At 37.8% G+C, this 19,972-nt stretch carries 17 protein-coding genes and 1 pseudogene; 1 reads left to right on the forward strand and 17 read right to left on the reverse strand.

Annotation, left to right across the window (positions count from 1 at the left end; translation table 11 throughout):
* Nucleotides 1-7: 7 nt before the first annotated feature.
* The 15 genes from CWC14_RS04935 to rfaH all read right to left on the reverse strand — a co-directional run bounded on the left by CWC14_RS04935 (nt 8) and on the right by rfaH (nt 16,866).
* Nucleotides 8-1,087, reverse strand: a complete 1,080-nt coding sequence (locus tag CWC14_RS04935) for a glycosyltransferase (protein ID WP_138561626.1) — start codon at nt 1,085-1,087, stop codon at nt 8-10.
* Nucleotides 1,087-2,298, reverse strand: coding sequence for a hypothetical protein (locus CWC14_RS04940; protein ID WP_138561628.1), 1,212 nt, complete (start codon nt 2,296-2,298; stop codon nt 1,087-1,089). Before CWC14_RS04940 ends, CWC14_RS04935 begins: the two co-directional genes overlap by 1 nt.
* Nucleotides 2,295-3,200: a glycosyltransferase gene (locus CWC14_RS04945; protein ID WP_138561630.1), complete on the reverse strand. Its 906-nt coding sequence runs from the start codon at nt 3,198-3,200 to the stop codon at nt 2,295-2,297. The genes CWC14_RS04940 and CWC14_RS04945 overlap by 4 nt, the downstream gene beginning before the upstream one ends.
* Before the next feature lies 1 nt (nt 3,201).
* Nucleotides 3,202-4,722 (reverse strand): oligosaccharide flippase family protein, encoded by a 1,521-nt coding sequence (locus CWC14_RS04950; protein WP_138561632.1) that lies wholly within the window; start codon nt 4,720-4,722, stop codon nt 3,202-3,204.
* A gap of 1 nt (nt 4,723) precedes the next feature.
* The gene (gene purN, locus CWC14_RS04955; RefSeq protein ID WP_171036825.1) at nt 4,724-5,386 is read right to left on the reverse strand and encodes a phosphoribosylglycinamide formyltransferase; all 663 of its coding nucleotides are present in this window, start codon (nt 5,384-5,386) and stop codon (nt 4,724-4,726) included.
* A 1-nt stretch (nt 5,387) separates the two neighbouring features.
* Complete coding sequence (locus CWC14_RS04960) at nt 5,388-6,077, reverse strand: WbqC family protein (protein ID WP_138561636.1); 690 nt, start codon at nt 6,075-6,077, stop codon at nt 5,388-5,390.
* Entirely contained in the window at nt 6,077-7,159 is a 1,083-nt protein-coding gene (locus tag CWC14_RS04965) for a DegT/DnrJ/EryC1/StrS family aminotransferase (protein WP_171036826.1), read from the reverse strand. The genes CWC14_RS04960 and CWC14_RS04965 overlap by 1 nt, the downstream gene beginning before the upstream one ends.
* A complete protein-coding gene (gene rfbA, locus CWC14_RS04970; protein ID WP_138561638.1) occupies nt 7,160-8,035 on the reverse strand; it encodes a glucose-1-phosphate thymidylyltransferase RfbA in 876 nt (291 codons plus the stop codon).
* A 1-nt stretch (nt 8,036) separates the two neighbouring features.
* Nucleotides 8,037-9,140 carry a dTDP-glucose 4,6-dehydratase gene (gene rfbB / locus CWC14_RS04975; RefSeq protein ID WP_138561640.1) on the reverse strand — a complete coding sequence of 368 codons (1,104 nt, stop codon included), beginning with the start codon at nt 9,138-9,140 and terminating at the stop codon, nt 8,037-8,039.
* Nucleotide 9,141: 1 nt separating this feature from the next.
* A complete protein-coding gene (locus tag CWC14_RS04980) occupies nt 9,142-10,182 on the reverse strand; it encodes an NAD-dependent epimerase/dehydratase family protein (protein WP_138561642.1) in 1,041 nt (346 codons plus the stop codon).
* A gap of 117 nt (nt 10,183-10,299) precedes the next feature.
* Entirely contained in the window at nt 10,300-11,580 is a 1,281-nt protein-coding gene (gene tviB, locus CWC14_RS04985; RefSeq protein ID WP_138561644.1) for a Vi polysaccharide biosynthesis UDP-N-acetylglucosamine C-6 dehydrogenase TviB, read from the reverse strand.
* A gap of 383 nt (nt 11,581-11,963) precedes the next feature.
* The gene (locus CWC14_RS04990; protein WP_138561654.1) at nt 11,964-14,186 is read right to left on the reverse strand and encodes a polysaccharide biosynthesis tyrosine autokinase; all 2,223 of its coding nucleotides are present in this window, start codon (nt 14,184-14,186) and stop codon (nt 11,964-11,966) included.
* A gap of 15 nt (nt 14,187-14,201) precedes the next feature.
* Nucleotides 14,202-14,636 carry a low molecular weight protein-tyrosine-phosphatase gene (locus CWC14_RS04995; protein WP_138561646.1) on the reverse strand — a complete coding sequence of 145 codons (435 nt, stop codon included), beginning with the start codon at nt 14,634-14,636 and terminating at the stop codon, nt 14,202-14,204.
* Nucleotides 14,637-14,647: 11 nt separating this feature from the next.
* Nucleotides 14,648-15,763, reverse strand: coding sequence for a polysaccharide export protein (locus CWC14_RS05000; protein WP_138561648.1), 1,116 nt, complete (start codon nt 15,761-15,763; stop codon nt 14,648-14,650).
* A gap of 620 nt (nt 15,764-16,383) precedes the next feature.
* Nucleotides 16,384-16,866: a transcription/translation regulatory transformer protein RfaH gene (rfaH, locus tag CWC14_RS05005; protein ID WP_138561650.1), complete on the reverse strand. Its 483-nt coding sequence runs from the start codon at nt 16,864-16,866 to the stop codon at nt 16,384-16,386.
* Nucleotides 16,867-17,313: 447 nt separating this feature from the next.
* Here rfaH and CWC14_RS05010 point away from each other — a divergent pair.
* Nucleotides 17,314-17,911, forward strand: a pseudogene (locus tag CWC14_RS05010) (MBL fold metallo-hydrolase); the annotation flags it as partial.
* 218 nt (nt 17,912-18,129) lie between these two features.
* Here the strand turns inward: CWC14_RS05010 and CWC14_RS05015 are convergent.
* Entirely contained in the window at nt 18,130-18,912 is a 783-nt protein-coding gene (locus CWC14_RS05015) for a DUF481 domain-containing protein (RefSeq protein ID WP_076922956.1), read from the reverse strand.
* A gap of 107 nt (nt 18,913-19,019) precedes the next feature.
* Entirely contained in the window at nt 19,020-19,838 is an 819-nt protein-coding gene (locus tag CWC14_RS05020) for a mechanosensitive ion channel family protein (RefSeq protein ID WP_013464003.1), read from the reverse strand.
* Nucleotides 19,839-19,972 lie beyond the last annotated feature (134 nt).

The raw sequence follows: 19,972 nt of genomic DNA on the forward strand, positions 1-19,972 counted from the left end.
AGATCCCTTACACTTCTGAAAAACGTTTAGCGATATTCGCTATACAAAAATTATTACGCACATGCTGCGATGTTAAAGCCATGGCTTGTTGTTTTGCTACTAATGGCTTTTTAATAAAGCTATATATACACTCAGCTAAAGCTATAGGATCTTTAACAGCCACTATATGCTCATCGTTATTAATTATATATGGTGCATCTCCAACGTCAGTAGAGAAAACAGCACACCCTTGTGCTGCGGCTTCAGCCAACACATTAGGAAAACCTTCGGTTTTTGACGACAATATAAATAGATCAATCTCCTCATAAAATTTAGCCATAGCTCTTACTTCACCAAGTAAATTAACTTCTGAAGGGCTTAAACCTGAGTCTATAATTAAATTAACCAGCTCTTCATTCTCATAGTCCATTCCACGGCCACAAATACGCAAATCAATATTTAAATTATGTTTCTTTAAGTGCTTTACAGCTCTAAATAATGTGCCATAATCTTTTGCGGCATGATATCGTCCAGCCGCACCTATAATAATACGGTTATGATTAAATCTTCTTGGCTTCAAAACTCCAAAAGAGTAGCCGTTAGGTATGTAGATTGATTTTTGGCGAGAATTATAACCAAATTGTTCATGCTGATCCTGAGCTTTTCTTGAGCAGTAAATCACTTTATGTGGAACAAACTTAAAAATCCTACCTAGTTGAATTGCTATTTTAGTGCTTCTTTTCTCGCCTTGATAATCATCAAGCGAGTGCCTTACGCCCCACAGCAAACGCACCTTGCTAAATGAAAGTAAAATTGCTAAAGCAGATACTGCATTTGCATGATACATCCAGGAAAAGAGTTTTTTTGGGTTTTTGACTCGGAGCAATAAAGCTAGTGAAAATACAGAAAATACAAGCGAAATAGGGCCTCTAGCTTCTAGGGCGGTAAACTTGCAATTTGGATGTTTAATTTTCGCCTTCATTTCACTACTAATTGCCATGAGCGAAACTATCTCAATTGGAGTCGATTGACTCTTGTTTATTACTCTAATTAGTGCGCCTTCGGCCCCACCCAATTCTGTAAAGTTTGTGATACAATGTAAATGCATTACTTTAGCCTAAATTTTATAAAAAACACTCTACTCGTAAAATAAATTACACTTAAAGGTAAAAAGTAAGAAAGCACCATAATTCTAAAATCACCATGATAAAAAGTATTAGCAGCCATAAACGCAAGTAAAAATTTAACAGCCTCACTATTACACCCAATTCGTAAGTAAACCTTTTTAGCTAAGTAACCAATAAATCTATAAGTTGCACCAGCCCAAAAGACCCCCAAGTAACCTAATTGTACATAACCAAAAGCTAAATAACCCGGTGGAATAATAGAACTTTTAATACCCATTAAATTTTCCGTATTAAAGTAGGTTATTGAATCTCCGGAATCAAACCCTAAAACCCGTAAGTAAAAAACAAACCCCTGTAAATAATCATACATATAGCGATGACCGATATTATTAACTAAACTCTCAGCCTTCATTAATGATATGAAAGGGTGTCCAAAGTTATCCAAATAAATAGAGAAGTCAGAGCCATCTACTAACTCCGCAATATTAGGGAGTTGCCCCGAAACTGAAACTGAGTAAATTACGGATTTTAGAACTAAAATCACAGGAACTAAACAAGCAAAAGAGACAAAGGCTATTAATGAATAACGATATGCACTCAGTCTCGAGATATATAAAAACACTAAAGACAAGCTTAACAGTAATGTAGTTCTACCAATAGAGCCTAAAAAATCAACAGTTAAAGATAGTAACAAAAATAATAGAACCCACAAACTTCGTTTCATCGTCATCAATATTATTATCACTACAAGTTTGACAACTCCAAAAATGCTTGTTAAAAAAAATTCTAGATGACTCCCTTGTGTATCTCCCCTTCGGACTGAATAAATTGCTTCTGGATTACTATTTGCTAATTTAAATAATAAAAACATTATTAATAAAAAAGCTAAAAAATAAAGGATACAATTGGGGCTACCATTTACACTTTTAGGTAAAGCCCTATTTGCAAACTGCTTACCTTGTAATTTTTTGAGGATATCGTAGCAAAAGAAACCAAAAACAAAAAGAATTCCTGCAGCTACTACGGAAACACTATGCCCCCCTAGCTCTAATGGGTGTCCAATATAAGTGACATTATCAACTAATAGAAATATGATATATGGTAGGCAATAGAAATAGAAAAAAAAGAACAACGCTAAAATCAAAAATGTAAATTCAAAAGGCCCCTCCTTATATTTTTTCACACTAATCATAATTTAACTTTCTGCAAAATTGAATACCATAAACTTGTAAATAATAAGTGTGGCCTTAAAAACCGCTGGTTTTTTAGCGCACAATCTTTAATTAATGACACATCATGTCCAGCAATTTTAGATAGAAAAAATCTTGACCATGCATTACTTGCTGCGTATTGTTTATAAGTTGGATAATATCTTATAATATCCTCTAAGTGGCAAGCTAGAGCATCTACAGTTACACGCCTTGAAGATTTATTCCTAGTTACAGAGTCTGAACTAGTCACTCTATATGCACTTAAGCAGTCTTTCAAATAAACTGATTTTCCTTTTAATGAAATAGAAAAAGCAACCCAATAGTCCAACACTATCTCTGTTCTTACGTCAACATCCCTCGCACTTCGTCTATACATTTGACTAGAGTGATGCCCTACTAAAGCATAACTATTAGCAATATTAGCAGCAGTCAGGACTGTTGGGTTACATAGTCTCGCGAGCTTTGAAGGAAACATATTAATAACTTTTGAATTATCATCAACAATGTGAGTGCAATGCCAAATTTGAACAACATTTTCATCAGCTAACATTATTTTCAATTGTGTTTGTATTTTATTAGGATACCAATAGTCATCACCATCACAATGGCACACAAATTCACCAGTAGCACTTTCATGTACTTTTAAAAAATTTTCTGTTGGCCCGATATTAGACTTATAATCCAGTTTTCGAATAATTGATGGATATTTTTGTTGGAACTCCGCTACTATAGACGATGTTGAGTCAGTTGAACAATCATCACCCACAATAATCTCAAGTTCAAAATTCCCTTCTTGATCAACAATACTCTGCAAGCACTGTTCAATATATTTTTCTTGGTTATACGTAACAATACAAACCGAAACTCTTATTTTTTTTTCCATTTTATAAGTAACTCTTTATTTTATAAAATATTTTTTTGCGAAAAACACTAGCTGACAACAAGGCAGTTGCAATAGCAGCAAAGCTGATAACTATCAAACATACTAAATTAAACCACCGACTGGTACTCTCTATTGGGACTATCAAAGTAATACTTAAAAGGATAGTAACAGGACAATATATCAACAAACAATCTCTCACCAGCCATTTCAAGTGCAAGCCAGGTTGCAATTTTTTATGAACGTAACCTACCCATATAATTAAATACAAGCTATTAACACCCAGCCATGCGTAGCCTGCTCCAACACCACCATAGTGAATCGCAGCAAAGACGATCATTGGTATTAGGGTAATCACCATAAAAACATTACCTATTAAGTGATAACGTAAGTTACCCAGTGCATATTGTAAGTAATACGGAAAAGCAGCAACAACTAAAACTCCATAACCCAAAGCGTACAAACGTAATATTGGAGATGTGCTCTCTGTTATTTCTTTATCTCCCGTCCAAGTATAAAGTAAAATTTCAGCAAAAAAGGCTATAGTTATTGCTGCAGTGCCAGCAATAACACTCACTAGTTGTGTACTTATACGATAAACTGCTATTAGCTCATCATGTTTCCCTTCAACATGTAAACGTGCCATTCTTGGCATAATAGCACTACTCACGGGGCCGCTAATCACCATAATACCGCTTGCCACCAAAACCGCTAAGGTGAAATAGCCATACTCATCTAGTGGTAAAATACCTGATAATATCAATTTATCTGTTTGGGTAACCAATACCCAAACAGAAGAAGTAAAGGCAATAGTTAGAGCAAATTTTAAAATTGGCTTTATCGGTTTAAAAGACCATCCTATAGGTTCTGTTATTAATTTTTTATTTGGTATTAACAACTGAGCCATCAGCCACAACCCCAAAAGCTCAATCACCGCCACAACAAACTGATGAATAAAAAATATTGTTGGCGTATAACCATAAAACCACATACTGACAAATACCGCGATAAAACGCAGCGTTGCAATAAATACATTAAAAATACTGAGCCACACTAATTTTTCACTGCCCGTTACCACGCCGCGATATAAACCACACAGCCAACGCAGTGCGACACTAATTGCCATGATTTGGATGGCAAATATCACAACATCTAATGAAAGTATTTCAACAGTTAACCACTTGCTTGCAATAATATCAGCGAATAACCATAACCCTAGCCCACCGATTACTGCGATAGAAACAAATATAGCTGTTAATGCACGTAATAATTGCCTGTACATCAACGCACTCATGCTACCACCATGGTAGCGCGCTGTTTCACGTCCTATAGTGGGCGTTAAGCCCAGATCAAGCATTGCAAACCATGCTTGCAACATAGCAAAGAAACCCACAAGACCGTATGCTTCTGCGCCCATATATTTAATGTAAAGTGGCAGTATTAAAATACCAACTCCTGTTACATATAATTGGCTTGCATAATTAGCAATAATATTTAGTTTTAAAGAGGGAGATTTATTTGTCATGCTAAAATGAGTCTTCTAGCCAAGATACAAATAACACTTGAAGACAGGGGTCTAAATTTGGAGAAAATTCTGAGATTTGATAATCGGCTCCCTCTATTAAAGAGCCATTCTCACTGTCTTTGACTCTTTTATCATTAAACCACTTTACAACCTGTATTAGTGAAATTGTTTGCTGTAAAAAAACACGATGGCGTAAACTTGTAATATCTTGAGCTGGAGAGCGGGGGAAAGCAGCTTGAAGCAAAGGTACTCCAGTATCTACGCCGTGATCTATATAATGAACCGTTGACCCAATAAACTTAGTACCGCATTTTATTGTATCTCCAAATCCATCTATACCTGGACATGAAGGTAAAATAGAAGGGTGAAAATTGATTAATTTGCCTTCACATCTAGTCAAAAAAGGTGCAGTTAACAAACGCGTATAAAAGGAAACAAATAAAATATCTTGATTAGCATTGTATTTTTTAGCCAACTTTTCCGAAAAATCACTCCCAGTAGTTGATGCTAATACTGCATAATCATAATTATTTTCTTTCGCAAAGGCTATCGCTCCACACTCTCTATCACTAACAAACTCAATTGAATTTGAATTTAATAATGATGTTTTAAGGGCTTTTTTAATAACACTTGCATTTGTTGAGCAAATAAATACTATTTTCATATCAAAATAACTCATATTGATTTAGCATTAATTTTACTTCTTCGATATCATTCCACATTAGGACATCAATCATTGATAGATAAGGTACAAACTCATTTTTAGCTTGTTTATAAGAAACGCTATTCATTTTAATAAAAGCTAAATCAACACCTTTTCTCATAAAAAAGTCTTTATCATACAGTTCAACACCGCCGGGACTGTTAATATACTGCTTACAATTTAGTAGATTAGATATAGAGATCAAACGCTCCGCCGCAGGCAGCTCTCGCTCATAATTTAATTCACTCGAAATAAAAAGCTCTTTTTGAATACCTAAATAATCAAAGACTTCCTTTATGCTTGCCCTACATAAGATCGACACTCTTCGGTCTGTTTGAGTAAATACCTTTTCAATTAATGGGTATACCTCTTTAAAAAAAGGCGCTTTCGCATATGCTTGCTTGATTGTAGTTAAAATTTTTGCAACTTCAGGGCTAAAGTTAAACTCATTGATATGTTTATTCTGGGTTGCCCCTGGTACTGGCAGTGTAAACCTTTGAGCTTGACCATTAACGAGTATATTATTTCGGTTAATATAACCTCGTTTTATAAAGTTAACATCATCATAAAAGACAAATTTATCAACGGAATTGACTAATTGATAATATCCTAAATATGGGAATAAGTAAGGTTGCATCACAGCTGACTTCATTAAATTGCCTCTTTAATTATTATTTGAACTATCTTTTTAACGTCGTCATTAGACATGTAAGCATGCAGTGGTAAACAAATAACGCCACCCGCTATTTTATGACTATTTTCACAGCCAAAGCTTTTTTGGTTGCTATAGGCTACATCTAGTGAGGGTGAAAAATAACGTCGGCACTGAATATTATTTTTAACTAAAGCTTTCATAACGGCTTGCTGCTTTTGCACACTCTCAATGTAAATAGGCATATAAGCGCCATTTAAACTGGCTTGAGGGTGCCATTGTGGTAATTCAACAACATCTTTCAATCCACCTATGTAGGTATTAAACAATGAAGCTCGGTGCTTTATTACATTTTCAATATCATCAAGTAATGTTAAGCCTACAGCGCATTGATACTCGTTAAGCTTGGCATTAATACCTGGCTCGCCCAATGAACCATCTGTTTGAAGACCAAAATTAATTAGTTGCTTAGCTTTTTCAAAATCGGCCTTATGCTTAAAGATTATGGCGCCGCCTTCAACCGTATGAAACACCTTAGTAGCGTGGAAGCTTAGAGTACTTGCATCACCAAAGTTAAGTACCGACTTATTACTAACCTTTACATCAAATGCATGTGCAGCATCATACACTATTTTTTTATTATGTTTGTCAGCTACTTTTGCAAGTGACTCTACATCACAAGGGTTACCATACACGTGGGTAGCAACTATGCCATCGTACTTATTATCTTGTTCGAAAGTCTTATCAAGAGCCTTTGGGCATAAATTATAGCTTCGTCTGTCTATGTCACTAAATGCTGTATCAATACCTTGCCATAAAAGTGAACTTGTTGTAGCAACAAAGCTAAAAGGTGTTGTAATCGCTGAGTTAATATTTAATGTTTTGCAAGCAACCTGTATCGCGAGAGTACCATTAGAGACTAGCAATAAGTTTTCAACACCTAGGTATGCCTCTAAACGCTTGGTAAGCTGCTCATGTAGTGGCCCCAAATTAGTGTACCAGCCACTCTCATTGACTTGCGTTAAATATGCTGTCAACTTTGTTAAATCAGGCGTAAGCGGTTTGTTAAGTGCAATCATCATTTAATCTTTAATTAATTCCATTAGGTACTGACCATAGCTATTCTTTAAGAATGGCTTTGCTCGCACTTCCAACTCTTCAGTACTTAACCAGCCATTATTAAATGCTATTTCTTCTAAGCATGCGATTTTATAACCTTGACGCTTCTCGATTGTTTCAACAAATTGTGCAGCTTCAAGTAAACTTTCGTGAGTACCTGTATCTAACCATGCAAAACCGCGGCCAAGCATTTCTACATTAAGTTTTGCTTGCTCTAAATACATTTCATTTAAACAGGTAATTTCAAGCTCACCACGTGATGATGGCTGGACTTGTTTAGCTTGCTCAACTACCGAATTATCGTAAAAATATAAACCAGTTACAGCGTAATGTGACTTAGGCTGCTTTGGCTTTTCTTCTATAGAAATTGCTTTTTGGTTTTGGTCAAACTCAACCACACCAAAACGCTCTGGATCTTTTACTTGGTAACCAAAAATAGTAGCACCTTGACCACTTTTAGCATTCTCTACAGCATGTTTGAGTTTAGGTGTAAAACCTTGACCATAAAAAATGTTATCACCCAGTACTAAACAAACATCATCACCACCTATAAACTCTTCACCAAGAATAAAAGCTTGCGCTAACCCATCAGGGCTAGGTTGTATAGTGTAACTTAGCTCAATACCAAACTGTGATCCATCACCAAGTAAGCGCTTAAACGAGTCGCTATCTTCCGGGGTAGTAATAATAAGCACTTCGCGAATGCCTGCTAACATTAATACTGAAAGCGGATAGTAAATCATTGGCTTATCGTAAATCGGGAGTAACTGTTTAGATACCCCCATAGTAATTGGGTAAAGACGAGTACCTGATCCTCCTGCAAGGATAATACCTTTCATGTTACTTTCCTATATCCGGTAAATTTATTTCGCCAAGTCGTTCACGTTGATATGAGCCATCCTGCACATTTTGACACCAAGTTTGATTATTTAAATACCATTGAATAGTTTTTCGTAGGCCTGTTTCAAAGGTTTCCTCTGGGGTCCAGCCTAGCTCTTTTTGCATTTTTGATGAGTCTATAGCATATCTGCGGTCGTGGCCTGGGCGGTCAGTAACAAATGTTATTTGCTCTGAATACTTAGACTCTTTGGGAACTAACTCATCTAAAATATTACAAATAGTTTGCACTACCTCAATATTTTGTTTCTCGTTATGACCCCCAATGTTATATGTTTCACCGACTTTGCCTTCAGTAACTACTTTATAAAGTGCACGTGCGTGATCTTCTACATATAACCAGTCGCGAATTTGGTCACCTTTACCGTAAATTGGTAATTCTTTACCTTCAAGCGCATTAAGTATTATTAATGGTATTAACTTTTCAGGAAAATGGTAAGGTCCATAATTATTAGAGCAATTAGTTACAATTATAGGGAAGCAGTATGTACGCAACCAAGCGCGTACGAGGTGATCACTTGATGCTTTACTTGCCGAATAAGGGCTACTTGGCGCATAAGATGTTTGTTCGGTGAACAAAGGAAGCTCTTTACCCAAAGCAATTCCATCTTCTTCATCAGGGTGAGGTAAATCACCATACACTTCATCGGTTGAAATGTGATGAAATCGAAATGCTCTTTTAGCTACAACATCTAATGTATTCCAGTATTCTCGCGCTGCTTCTAGTAAATTATAAGTGCCAACGATATTAGTTTGAATAAACTCTGCTGGGCCTGTTATAGAACGATCAACATGACTCTCTGCCGCTAAATGCATTACAGCATCGGGCTTATGTATTTTAAAAACTCGGTCAAGCTCTGCCCTGCTACAAATATCTACTTGCTCAAAACTGTACCTTTTACTCGTAGATACTTCTCCGAGAGATTCTAAATTCCCTGCGTAAGTTAGCTTATCAAGGTTAATAACTAAGTCTTGAGTATTTTCTATAATATGGCGTACTACTGCTGAACCGATAAAGCCCGCTCCGCCGGTAACTAAAATTTTCATGTTATTTATTACCTAAAAACTCTTTATACCATGGCATTGCTTTACTAATACCTTGTAATATTTTGTACTCAGGGGCGTACCCTAGATTATTAACCGCTTTACTTACATCAGCTTGCGAATGACGTACATCACCAGCTCTAAAATCACGGTATATTGGTTCTTGCGTTGCATTTACATCGCACTCTTTAAGTGCAGACTGTATTGCTTTATATAAATCGTTAAGTGTAGTGCGATCCCCCACGGCTACGTTATATACGTTATCTTTAGCTTCATCCTTTGCTGTTGCAGCAAGTATATTCATTTGCACTGTGTTTTCTATAAAGCAAAAATCACGGCTGGTTTCACCATCACCATTTATGTAAACATCTTCGCCTTGTATCATTGCCGCAGTCCATTTAGGAATCACCGCAGCATAAGCTCCATTAGGATCTTGACGTTGGCCAAAAACATTAAAATAACGTAATCCAATTGTTTTAAAATCATACGTTTTTGCGTAAACACCTGCGTATAGCTCATTTACATACTTTGTTACTGCATAAGGAGAAAGCGGGTTACCAATGTTTTCTTCCACTTTAGGCAACGCTGGATGATCGCCATAGGTAGAACTACTTGCTGCATAAGTAAAGCTTTTTACTTTAGCTTCTTTAGCAGCTTGTAGCATATTTAAAAAGCCGGTGATATTAGCGGCATTAGTTGTTACTGGATCAGCAATTGAACGTGGCACTGAGCCAAGTGCTGCTTGATGTAATACATAATCAATGCCTTCACCATTATTAGCTAATGCGGTTTCGCAATTTTGATAATTACGAATATCACCTTGAATAAAATTAAAGCCTTGCCATTGTTCTGCAGTTACTAAACCTTGTACTTCATCAAGGTTATGCTGATGACCCGTTGCAAAGTTATCGAGCCCTACTACTTTTTGGTTTAATTTTAATAAATGCTCTAGAAGGTTTGAGCCAATGAAACCGGCAACACCTGTCACTAACCAGGTTTTAGGAGAGGCTAATAATTCAGCTTTAATTTGTTCGTAACGAGTCATCTTAATCCTTTTTTCGAGCTTCGAGCTTTAAAAAATAATTGGTAGTATAAAAAATCAATGGAATGAATAGGTAAATTTGATTCTTTTACCTTTCACCTTGAGCCTTGTAACTAAAGATTACAATCTCATATCTACACTTTCTTTTGGTAGTACGTATTTTAAGTCGTAAAGTACGTGTTCTGCTTTACCCAATGCACGAATTTGTTCTGCACCCATTTCTTTAAATTCGTTATGGCCTACTGCAAGAATAATTGCATCATAGTTATTTTGTTTATGCTCTGTAGTTAAGCTTAAACCATATTCATGCTGTGCTTCATTGTTTGAGCACCATGGATCTACAATATCTACATTAATATTGTACTCTTTGAGTTCGCTTACTATATCGACCACTTTTGTATTACGTAGGTCTGGGCAGTTTTCTTTAAAGGTTAAGCCCATTACAAGTACATTAGCACCATCTACATGAATGCGCTTTTTAAGCATATTTTTAACCAGTTCTGATACTACATGTTTACCCATGCCATCGTTTAAACGACGGCCGGCTAAAATCATTTCTGGGTGGTAACCTACGCTTTGTGCTTTATGGGTTAAGTAGTACGGATCAACACCAATACAGTGCCCGCCAACTAACCCTGGGCGAAATGGTAGGAAGTTCCATTTAGTACCGGCCGCTTCTAATACTTCGAGTGTATCGATACCTAACTTATTAAAAATAATCGACAGCTCATTAATTAAAGCAATATTTACATCGCGCTGCGTGTTCTCAATTACTTTTGCAGCTTCAGCCACTCTAATAGAGCTTGCTTTATGTGTGCCGGCCGTAATTACTGACTTATAAAGTTGATCAACTTTTTCAGCTATTTCAGGATTAGAGCCTGAGGTTACTTTTAATATGTTAGTTACACGGTGCTCTTTATCGCCTGGATTTATTCGCTCTGGTGAATAGCCTGCGTAAAAATCTTGGTTAAATACAAGGCCCGATACACGCTCTACTACCGGTAAACATGCTTCTTCTGTTGCGCCTGGGTATACCGTTGACTCATAAATGATAATATCGCCTTTTTTAACCACTTTACCCAGCATTTCGCTGGCTTTTATAAGTGGTGTTAAGTCAGGTTGTTTATGTTCGTCAATAGGTGTTGGTACGGTTACAATGTATACGTTACAGCTTTCAAGGTCAGATACTGTGCATGAAAACTCAAGCTGAGGAGATTGTTTAAGCTCTTCATCACTTACTTCAAGTGTAGAGTCGTGGCCGGCTTGTAGTTGTGCAACACGGTCTTTATTAATATCAAAGCCTATTACCGGAAACTTTTTACCAAACTCAACAGCTAAAGGAAGGCCTACATAACCTAAACCTATAATGCCAATTTTTAGGTTCGTTAATGAATCGTGCATAGTTGTACTCTCTTTGTTTGGTTATAGCGCTTCGAACTTTGGACTTCGAGCTTTGTAAAAGTTAAATTTAAAATTGGTTTTATATTAAAACGTGTAGTAAAAAAACGAGTATTTAGAGATATACTCGTGGCTAAAAGGCACGTTTTATAATCTATTTCGGGTGGCCTAACATTCATTTATTGATGATAAAAACGCTCTGATTTTACTAAATCAGTACACAATGGCTAGCCGCTAAATTGAATTTTATCAATTTAGTATCTCAGTGGTATTACAACCCACTGAGACACTTTTTTCTAAATTGAGACAGTCAATTTAGACTATCTCATTGTAATTGCTTGTTTTTGTACTTTTATTTAAAAGTGCCCAATAGGCCCCCTAAAAAACTACTTATCACTCTTATATTCATAGTTGTAATAACCGTAATATCCATAAGCATTGCTAGCCTTTTTAACCACATCATTAAAGACTAGTCCTTTTACATCTATTCCATTTTGCTCAAAACGGCTACGGGTAAGCTCTATTTCGCGTAAGTGGTTTTGTCCAAAACGAGCCACTAGTAATGTGGTGCCTGTATGAGCACTCACAATGGCTGGGTCGGTTACTGCAAGTATTGGTGGTGTATCTATAATTACTATGTCGTAAGCGTTGCTTACTTCTTCAACCAACTTGCTAAAGTTGCTGTGCATTAACAGCTCTGATGGGTTTGGTGGTATTTGCCCGCGGGTAATTACATTTAACCCTTCTACTTTGGTCATTTTAGTCACTTGCTCTAGATTCAAACGCCCCGACAAGTAATCACTTAGGCCGTCATCCCACTTTAAGCCAAATTGGGTTTGCAAATAGCCTTTGCGCATATCGGCGTCAATAATCAGTACTTTTTTGCCACTTTGTGCCAATACGGTAGCCAAGTTAACCGATATAAACGATTTACCCACACCAGGGCTTGGGCCTGATATAGCAATAATGTTGTTTTTAGCTTCCATCATCGCAAAATGTAAACTGGTACGGAGGCTTCGTAGTGCCTCTACAGATAAGTCGGCAGGGTTATCGAGCGCTAGTATAGTTTTAGCTTTTATGGTTTTATTTTTTCGTACTTTTGCAAAGCCAGTTAGCTTATCTTGGTATTCTGAGTGGGGTACACTAGCGTAAACAGGGATACCCAACGCCTCAATCTCACTTGGGTCTTCCACCCCTTTGTGCATTGCTTTTTGTATAAGTACAATTGCAACACTTAGCATACCGCCAAGCATAGTCGCCATAACCACTATTAACGCTTTTTTTGGCTTTACTGGTTTGCTGGTGTTTACCTCAGCGTAATCTATAACACGTACATTACCCACCGTACCTGCACGTACAATATCAAGCTCTTGGGTTTTGCTGAGTAAGAGTGTGTAAATTTGGTTACTCACTTCAACATCACGCTTCAAACGTAGTAGCTCCTGTTGCGTTTCAGGTAGACTACCAACTTCGCCAATTAACTGTTCTTTTTGTTTTTCGACTGCTTGAATTTGCTCAATTATGCCTTGATATGCAGGGTGATTTTTCTTGAATTTACGGCCAAGCTCTAAGCGCTTCAGGTTTAGCTCTTGTAGCTTAGTCTCAAGCTTTACTACTTGCTCAAGCACACCTTGGGTTTCAAGGGTTATGTTTATTGACTGACGTTTAATTTGGTAGTCGTTAAAACGCTGTTCTGCGTACTCAAGTTGTTTTTTAATTTCGGGTAATTGTACTTCTAAAAATTCTAGCGACTTTTGTGCCTCAGCACTGTTGCGCTCTACGTTGCGGCGTACATAAATAGCAGCCACTTTATCAAGCACTTTTTCAGCATAACTTGGCTTGGTGCTTTGCAGGCTTAAATTTATTATGCCTGAATCTTTGCCTTTTTCACTGGCACCAATAGCGGCTTGTAAATCAAGTATTGTATTTAGGCGATCATGGCGTGTAAGTAAAAATTCGGTGCCTGGGCGAGCGTTAAGCTCACGCACTGTTAAGTTAAACTTACCATTGGTAAGCTCCTCACCTACTTTACCAGCGAGTATTTGTTCGCCATCAGCATTTAATAAAGTAATGCGATTATTCTCTTGTGCAACAAGTGTAAAGGTCTTATTAATTGCAGAGCGAGGAACATCGAATCTAAATATATTTATGCTTTCGCCACCCCAAGCATAGCTACTCGCACCAAAACTTGGCTCGGCTAGGTCACCCTCGCTCATTGGCATAAATTTTCGGTAAGCGCGATTACCAATATAGGGGAAGAGCTTAGGCTCTGCTGTTATATCTAGCTTAAGTGTATCTACTGCTTCACCGATAACGCTGCGCGATTTAAGTAGTTCTATTTCTGTTACTGCGGCTGATGTACTCTCGAACATACCAGCCATATCGTCAAATCCTGGTACCGATGCACTGCCATCTTCTACCTGAATCATAGCGGTTGCTTGATAAACTGGTGTGCTTAACACCGCATAAACAATCCCTACAAACATAAATAACGCGGTTATACCAGCTATAAAATATTTGCGGTCGAGTAATGCACCGAGTAGTGCCATTAAATCAATTTCTTGTGAAGGCTGTACGTTGTTACTTTTATTATTAGGCTGAGCAGTCATTAATTTAGCCATTCCTTATAAATACTTTTGCCAAGCGCTACACGCGCTATCGATTAATCTATACACGTGTTCAAAAGCCTCTTGGCTTTGGCGGTAGGGATCTGGGATTTCAGTGTCGTTAATCCATTTACCTAATAAAAAGGTTTTACCGCGTGCCTCGGGGTAACGCGCATGTACATCGTTTAAATGGCGCTCTTCCATTACTAAAATAACGCTATTTTGCGCAACTAAAGCCGACGTTAATTGACGCCCTTGATGGGCATCCATATTTACACCATTTGCTAGGGCAATTCGCTTTGCTGTGGCATCGGCAGGTTTCCCTTCAAGCGCGGTTAACCCAGCCGACGATACTTTAATATTTTTACCTTCAAGCTTTTGCTTTAACACATATTCACCGGTAGGACTGCGGCATATGTTACCAGCACATACAACTAAAACTGAATCAAACACTTTAAAGACCCTTAGTTTGATGAAATATCATCTACACTATCTACGGTAGCTATAGATGGTAGTAATAAACTTATTACGCGGTTCCAACGTGCAAGCGGTGCTGAGGTTACGTATACAATATCGCTTGGCTGCAGTTCAAACTGTTCCGCTAATACTATTGCAGCTATATTTTTTGCATGTAGTTGGTATACGTTTGCTATTACACCTGTTTTTTCTATGTCACTTTTACGCAGTACAAAAACGCCGTTTGCATCGGCGGTTGCTTCATTTAAGCCACCCGAATCACTTAATGCTTCGGCTAAGTTTAAACCATAGCGATTAAGGGTCACTGACCCTGCTTTTTTTACATCGCCTAGTACAAATACTTTTTGCGCATCGTTACGGCTTACATGCACTATGTCGCCGTGCTGTAATAAACGATTTTGCGAAATGTCCCCATTCGCATAAAATTCATCAAGCTGAATGACTTCTGTTTTATCGCCACGGGTAAAAGTAACTGTGCGCCAATCGGCTGAATCAGTTAAACCGCCGGCCTGATTTAGTGCATCTATTAAGGTAAGTGGTATTTCGGTTACAGGGTAAACGCCAGGTTGTTTAACCTCGCCTGTTACATAGGCTTTTTGACTTCTAAAACCCACTACTTTTACATCTACTTGTGGATCTTCTATTACGCGGCTTAAGCGCTTTACTAAGTCCTCACGCACTTGGCTAATTGTTCTGCCTGCGGCAGGTATATTAGGGGCATATGCATAAGTAATTGTGCCGTCTTTTTGTACTCTAAAACCATCAAACTCAGCGGTGCGCTGTACTGCAGCAGGGATTGTAAGCTCGGGATGATCCCACACACCTATTGTTAGTACATCACCTACGCCCAATTTGTATTCGTAATCGCTAGTGTTAACACCAGCGCTACTTGATATTGGTTTAGCCGCACTGCGAGATTGCTTTTGCTGTTGGACTAAAAAGGAATCAATAATTTGAATATTTACTTTTTCGAGATCTTGCTCAAGGTTATATGTTTGTTCGCCTGAGTCTATGCCTTCAAAATGGCTACCGGGTACTATTGTACATCCCGATATTGCTAGCATTATGAGAGAAGTTACGAGTGATTTACAGCTTAACGCCATTGTATAATCCCAAATTATTTTAAATATTGCACTTTCTCACCAACCTTGGTGAGTACTTATTTTTTTAGCGGTGTAATTAAAGCATGAGGGGCGATAACGCGCAAGCGCGAATCATTTTATGCGTATTAATTTTAAGGCCAAATTTAAAAGCCATGTAAGTGATAAGGTTAAAGTTAAAAGGTTAAAGAGTAGAAATTTTCGCTAACCTCGCGTTTGGCCATATTAATTTTGTTGCGGCATCAAAATGTAAAAGCGTTGCTTTTATTACGCCAGCAAGCTGTGCGTCTACAAGCTTGTCTAGCCCTTCGGGCACGCTTCACGTTCCAGTTCATCGCAGAGCTCCTCTCGCTCCAGCTTGAAAGCAAAACTATTTACTTGTCTAGCCCTTCGGGCACGCTTCACGTTCCAGTTCGTCGCAGAGCTCCTCTCGCTCCAGCTTGAAAGCAAAACTATTTGCTTGTCTAGCCCTTCGGGCACGCTTCCGCCCCTAGGTTGCAGTTCCTACGTACTGATTTATTTCTAGCTACATGTGCGCGGCGTAAAGCCCCGCCTACAAAATATTTTTACTTACCCGCGCCTCGCAGCCCGTCGCTCGTAACCTTTCGCCTTTAACCTTCAACCTAACACTCTATATCTTTGTTATCTACGCTCATTTCTACTTGTTTATTAAGTAGATTAATTAGCAAAATACTGCGCATATCACCGTCAGGCTCTTTGTAAATTGCTTTGATATTATTAAATGAACTGTTATTTACGCTAACTACATCACCCGCTTTTGGCATTGTTGACTCAACGGTTTGTGAACATTTACTTTGTAATTGTTCAATTAAAGCTGTAGGTACAATTTGATAATTTGCCCCATAAGATACAAAGCCGCTAATTCCGCGCGTATTTTTTACAGCAGAAAAGTTACCGTTTTGTGACTCAAGACAAACAAATAGGTAGTTAGGGAATAGAGCTGACTGTTTAACAGTACGACGACCTTTAACCAGTTTTTCGGTGGTTAACTTGGGGTAAAACACTTCAATCCCTTGGTTTAGTAAGTTGGTGGCTGCTCGTTCTTCTTGGCGAGGCTTACACGTAATTAAATACCAACTTTCCATAGCAATCCTTACTACAAATATAATTACAAAAAAACACAACGTTAAATTTAATAACGCGTAATTATAAACAATTTAAGCGCATTAAGTAAATAGGTGTTTATTGTAAATATTTACTAACCTTGTTAATTGTAATAGTGAGATTTGCTGTAACAATTGCGCGTTAAATCGCTAAAATTAAAACTTAAATCGTTCTTTGAATATTAGTGCTAGCATAAGCTATGTGGCATAAAGCCGCGCAGCAGCTATTGTAGCCTTCGCCCATTACGCCAACAAGCTAAACACGGAAAAATATACACTAACCTAGTAGCAGCGAGTTTACCTCGCGTTTGGCCTTATTAACTTTTTACGCAGCATCAAGCCGCTGCTACAACATAACTAAACTTTGCTTAAAGCGCTGTTTTACCCTACTTTTAACTTTATCCTTAAAAAACTAAATATAGATACCCTATGAAAATACTTCACCATGGAGCGGTAAATGGCGTGACAGGCTCGTGCCATGAATTAGTTATTAATAGTAAAACCAGCGTGCTGATAGATTGCGGGCTTTTTCAGGGGGAAGACGCAAAAGATGATTTATCAATAGAGTTTGATATTGCGCACATTACCGCGCTTATTGTTACTCATTGCCACATTGATCACGTGGGGCGAATTCCTCATTTATTAGCAGCCGGTTTAAGGGGCCCATTTATACTACGCCAGCCTCGGCTAGCTTGCTGCCACTAGTGATTGAAGATGCGTTAAAGGTAGGTGTTACTCCTGATATAAAAATTATAAATGCCTGCCTAAGCTTGCTAAATAAGCAGATTATTGCGGTTAACTTTAATACCTGGTTTACGCTGCCTTGCAAAGGCGAACATTCTGCTAAGGCGCGTCTACAACGAGCAGTGCACATTTTAGGCTCCGCCTATGTTGAAATAAACATAGGCACACCTCCCACAAAGCTAATAATAATCATAGAGTGGTTTTTTCTGGTGATTTAGGGGCGCCCTATACGCCTTTACTACCCGCACCTAAAGCGCCCTATAAAGCCGATACCTTAGTGATTTTTAAATTGCTCTATTTGCGATGCACTTGGGGTAAAAGCCAATGCGTTGAAGCTGCTGATAATTATCAGCGCACTAATAAAGTATTTAAAAAAGTTCACGAGTAGGTATTTCCCTAGTTCTACAGTCGATAATGCGCGTATCATACACCATTGTCGCGTAATTAAAAAAGAGGCAACCGCCTCTTTTATTACATAATTGTTATTAAAACCGCTATTGGTTAAAAGCTATACACCAATGTTAATGAGGTCTCTGTATCAGTTGCTTCTTTATCGTCAGCAACATCTGAGTTATTAGTGATATTGTAGGCTACTTTCATTTGTAGTGAGCCATTAATTTTAGTAAGTAGCGCAGTTTCTGAGCGCGTTTTGGTGTTAGTATCACCATATTCTACCGATACTAACTGGGTAAAACGTGCGTTGTCTGAAATTTTCCAGCTAAAATCTACTTTACCTAAGGCAATTACTTCGCCTTCGTATTCACCCGCTAGTGAGTTGCCGTTTTCATCAACCTCTTCGCTTACATCTGGGTATTTAAAATATTTATAACCTGGACCAATTTCAGCGTTTAGTTTCATGTTTGACTCGTTTAATAAACGTAAACCATAACCCGCTGAAACAACCGATTCACTTCTGTAGGCACCAAAGTAATCAGAAACGTGTGACCCATAAATAAATAAGTGGGCGTGCTTTTCGTTTAATTTGTAATTACCCTGCGCTGAAATAGAGTACTTTTCGTTAGTACGCTGTTTTTCTTTTGTACCGTCGTCGTTTTCTACTTCATCTTCTTTGTAGATGCCGTCTAACTTATACTCGTTGTTCCAATTTTCTAAGTTATGTAATACTTTAATACCGCCTTTTAGGGTGGTTGTTTCGGTATTACCGCTGGTAATAATAGCGCCTACTTCACTGGTAACTTCCCAGGTTTTTTGTTCTTCTTCTGCTGCAAATGCATTGGTTGTAGCTGAGGCTGCTACTAAAATTGATAAAAGCTTAAGTTTCATTAAAAAATAACCCTGTAAAAAATGTATTTATACCTATTAAAAAAAGCAGCGCACATGCTAACCAATCTCATATGATCGCTGCCTTAATAAAATAAATATTTTAAAAATTAGTCTTGCTTATGTAAATGAACATCCATTTGTGGGAATGGAATGGTAATGTCTGCGTCGTCTAACGCTATTTTAATGTTTTCCATTAACGACCAGTATGTTGGCCAGTAATCTTCTGAGTTAACCCAAGGGCGTACAATAAAGTTAACGCTTGAATCAGCAAGTTCAGAAACTGATACATTGTATGCAGGATCTTTTAAAATACGCGATTCGTTATCTAGTACTGATTTAAGTACTTCTTTTGCTTTTCGTAAGTCGGCGTCGTAGCCAACACCAATCACAAGGTCAACGCGGCGTGTTGATTCGCGCGAGTAGTTAATGATCGCATCTGACATGATTTTTGAATTAGGCATTACAATAACTTTGTTATCGGGTGTGCGCATTTCTGTTGAAAATATTTCGATTTTTTTAATCGTACCGGCTTTACCGCCAGCTTCAACGTAGTCACCTGATTTAAATGGGCGAAGTAGAATAATTAATACGCCTGACGCAAAGTTAGATAACGACCCTTGCAGTGCTAAGCCAACGGCTAAACCTGCCGCACCTAAAATAGCAATGAATGATGTGGTTTCGATGCCAATTTGTGACAGCGCCATTAAAATAGTGGCTGCAAATACAATGGCATATACAATACTAGAGACAAACGATGAAACCGCTTTATCTACTTTTTTCTTGTCGAATGCTTTTTCGGTTAACTTTGCACAAAATTTGGCAATTCGTCCACCCAGTAAAAATATAACAAGCGCTATGACTGCTTGAATACCGTAGTGTAAGATTAAGCCTGAATTTTCATTCAGCCAATTGAGTATTGAATCCATATTAACTCCTGATAGTGTTATTAAACAGTTTAGCGGTGTTGTTTATTGTATTGTAAATCTTTAATACATGTTTGCAACAGCGTTTTACGAGGTTCTAGGTTCGAGTTTGAGGTTTGAGGTTCGAGGTTCGAGGT

The sequence above is a fragment of the Pseudoalteromonas sp. S3260 genome (assembly GCF_005886925.1).
Taxonomy (GTDB): domain Bacteria; phylum Pseudomonadota; class Gammaproteobacteria; order Enterobacterales; family Alteromonadaceae; genus Pseudoalteromonas; species Pseudoalteromonas tetraodonis.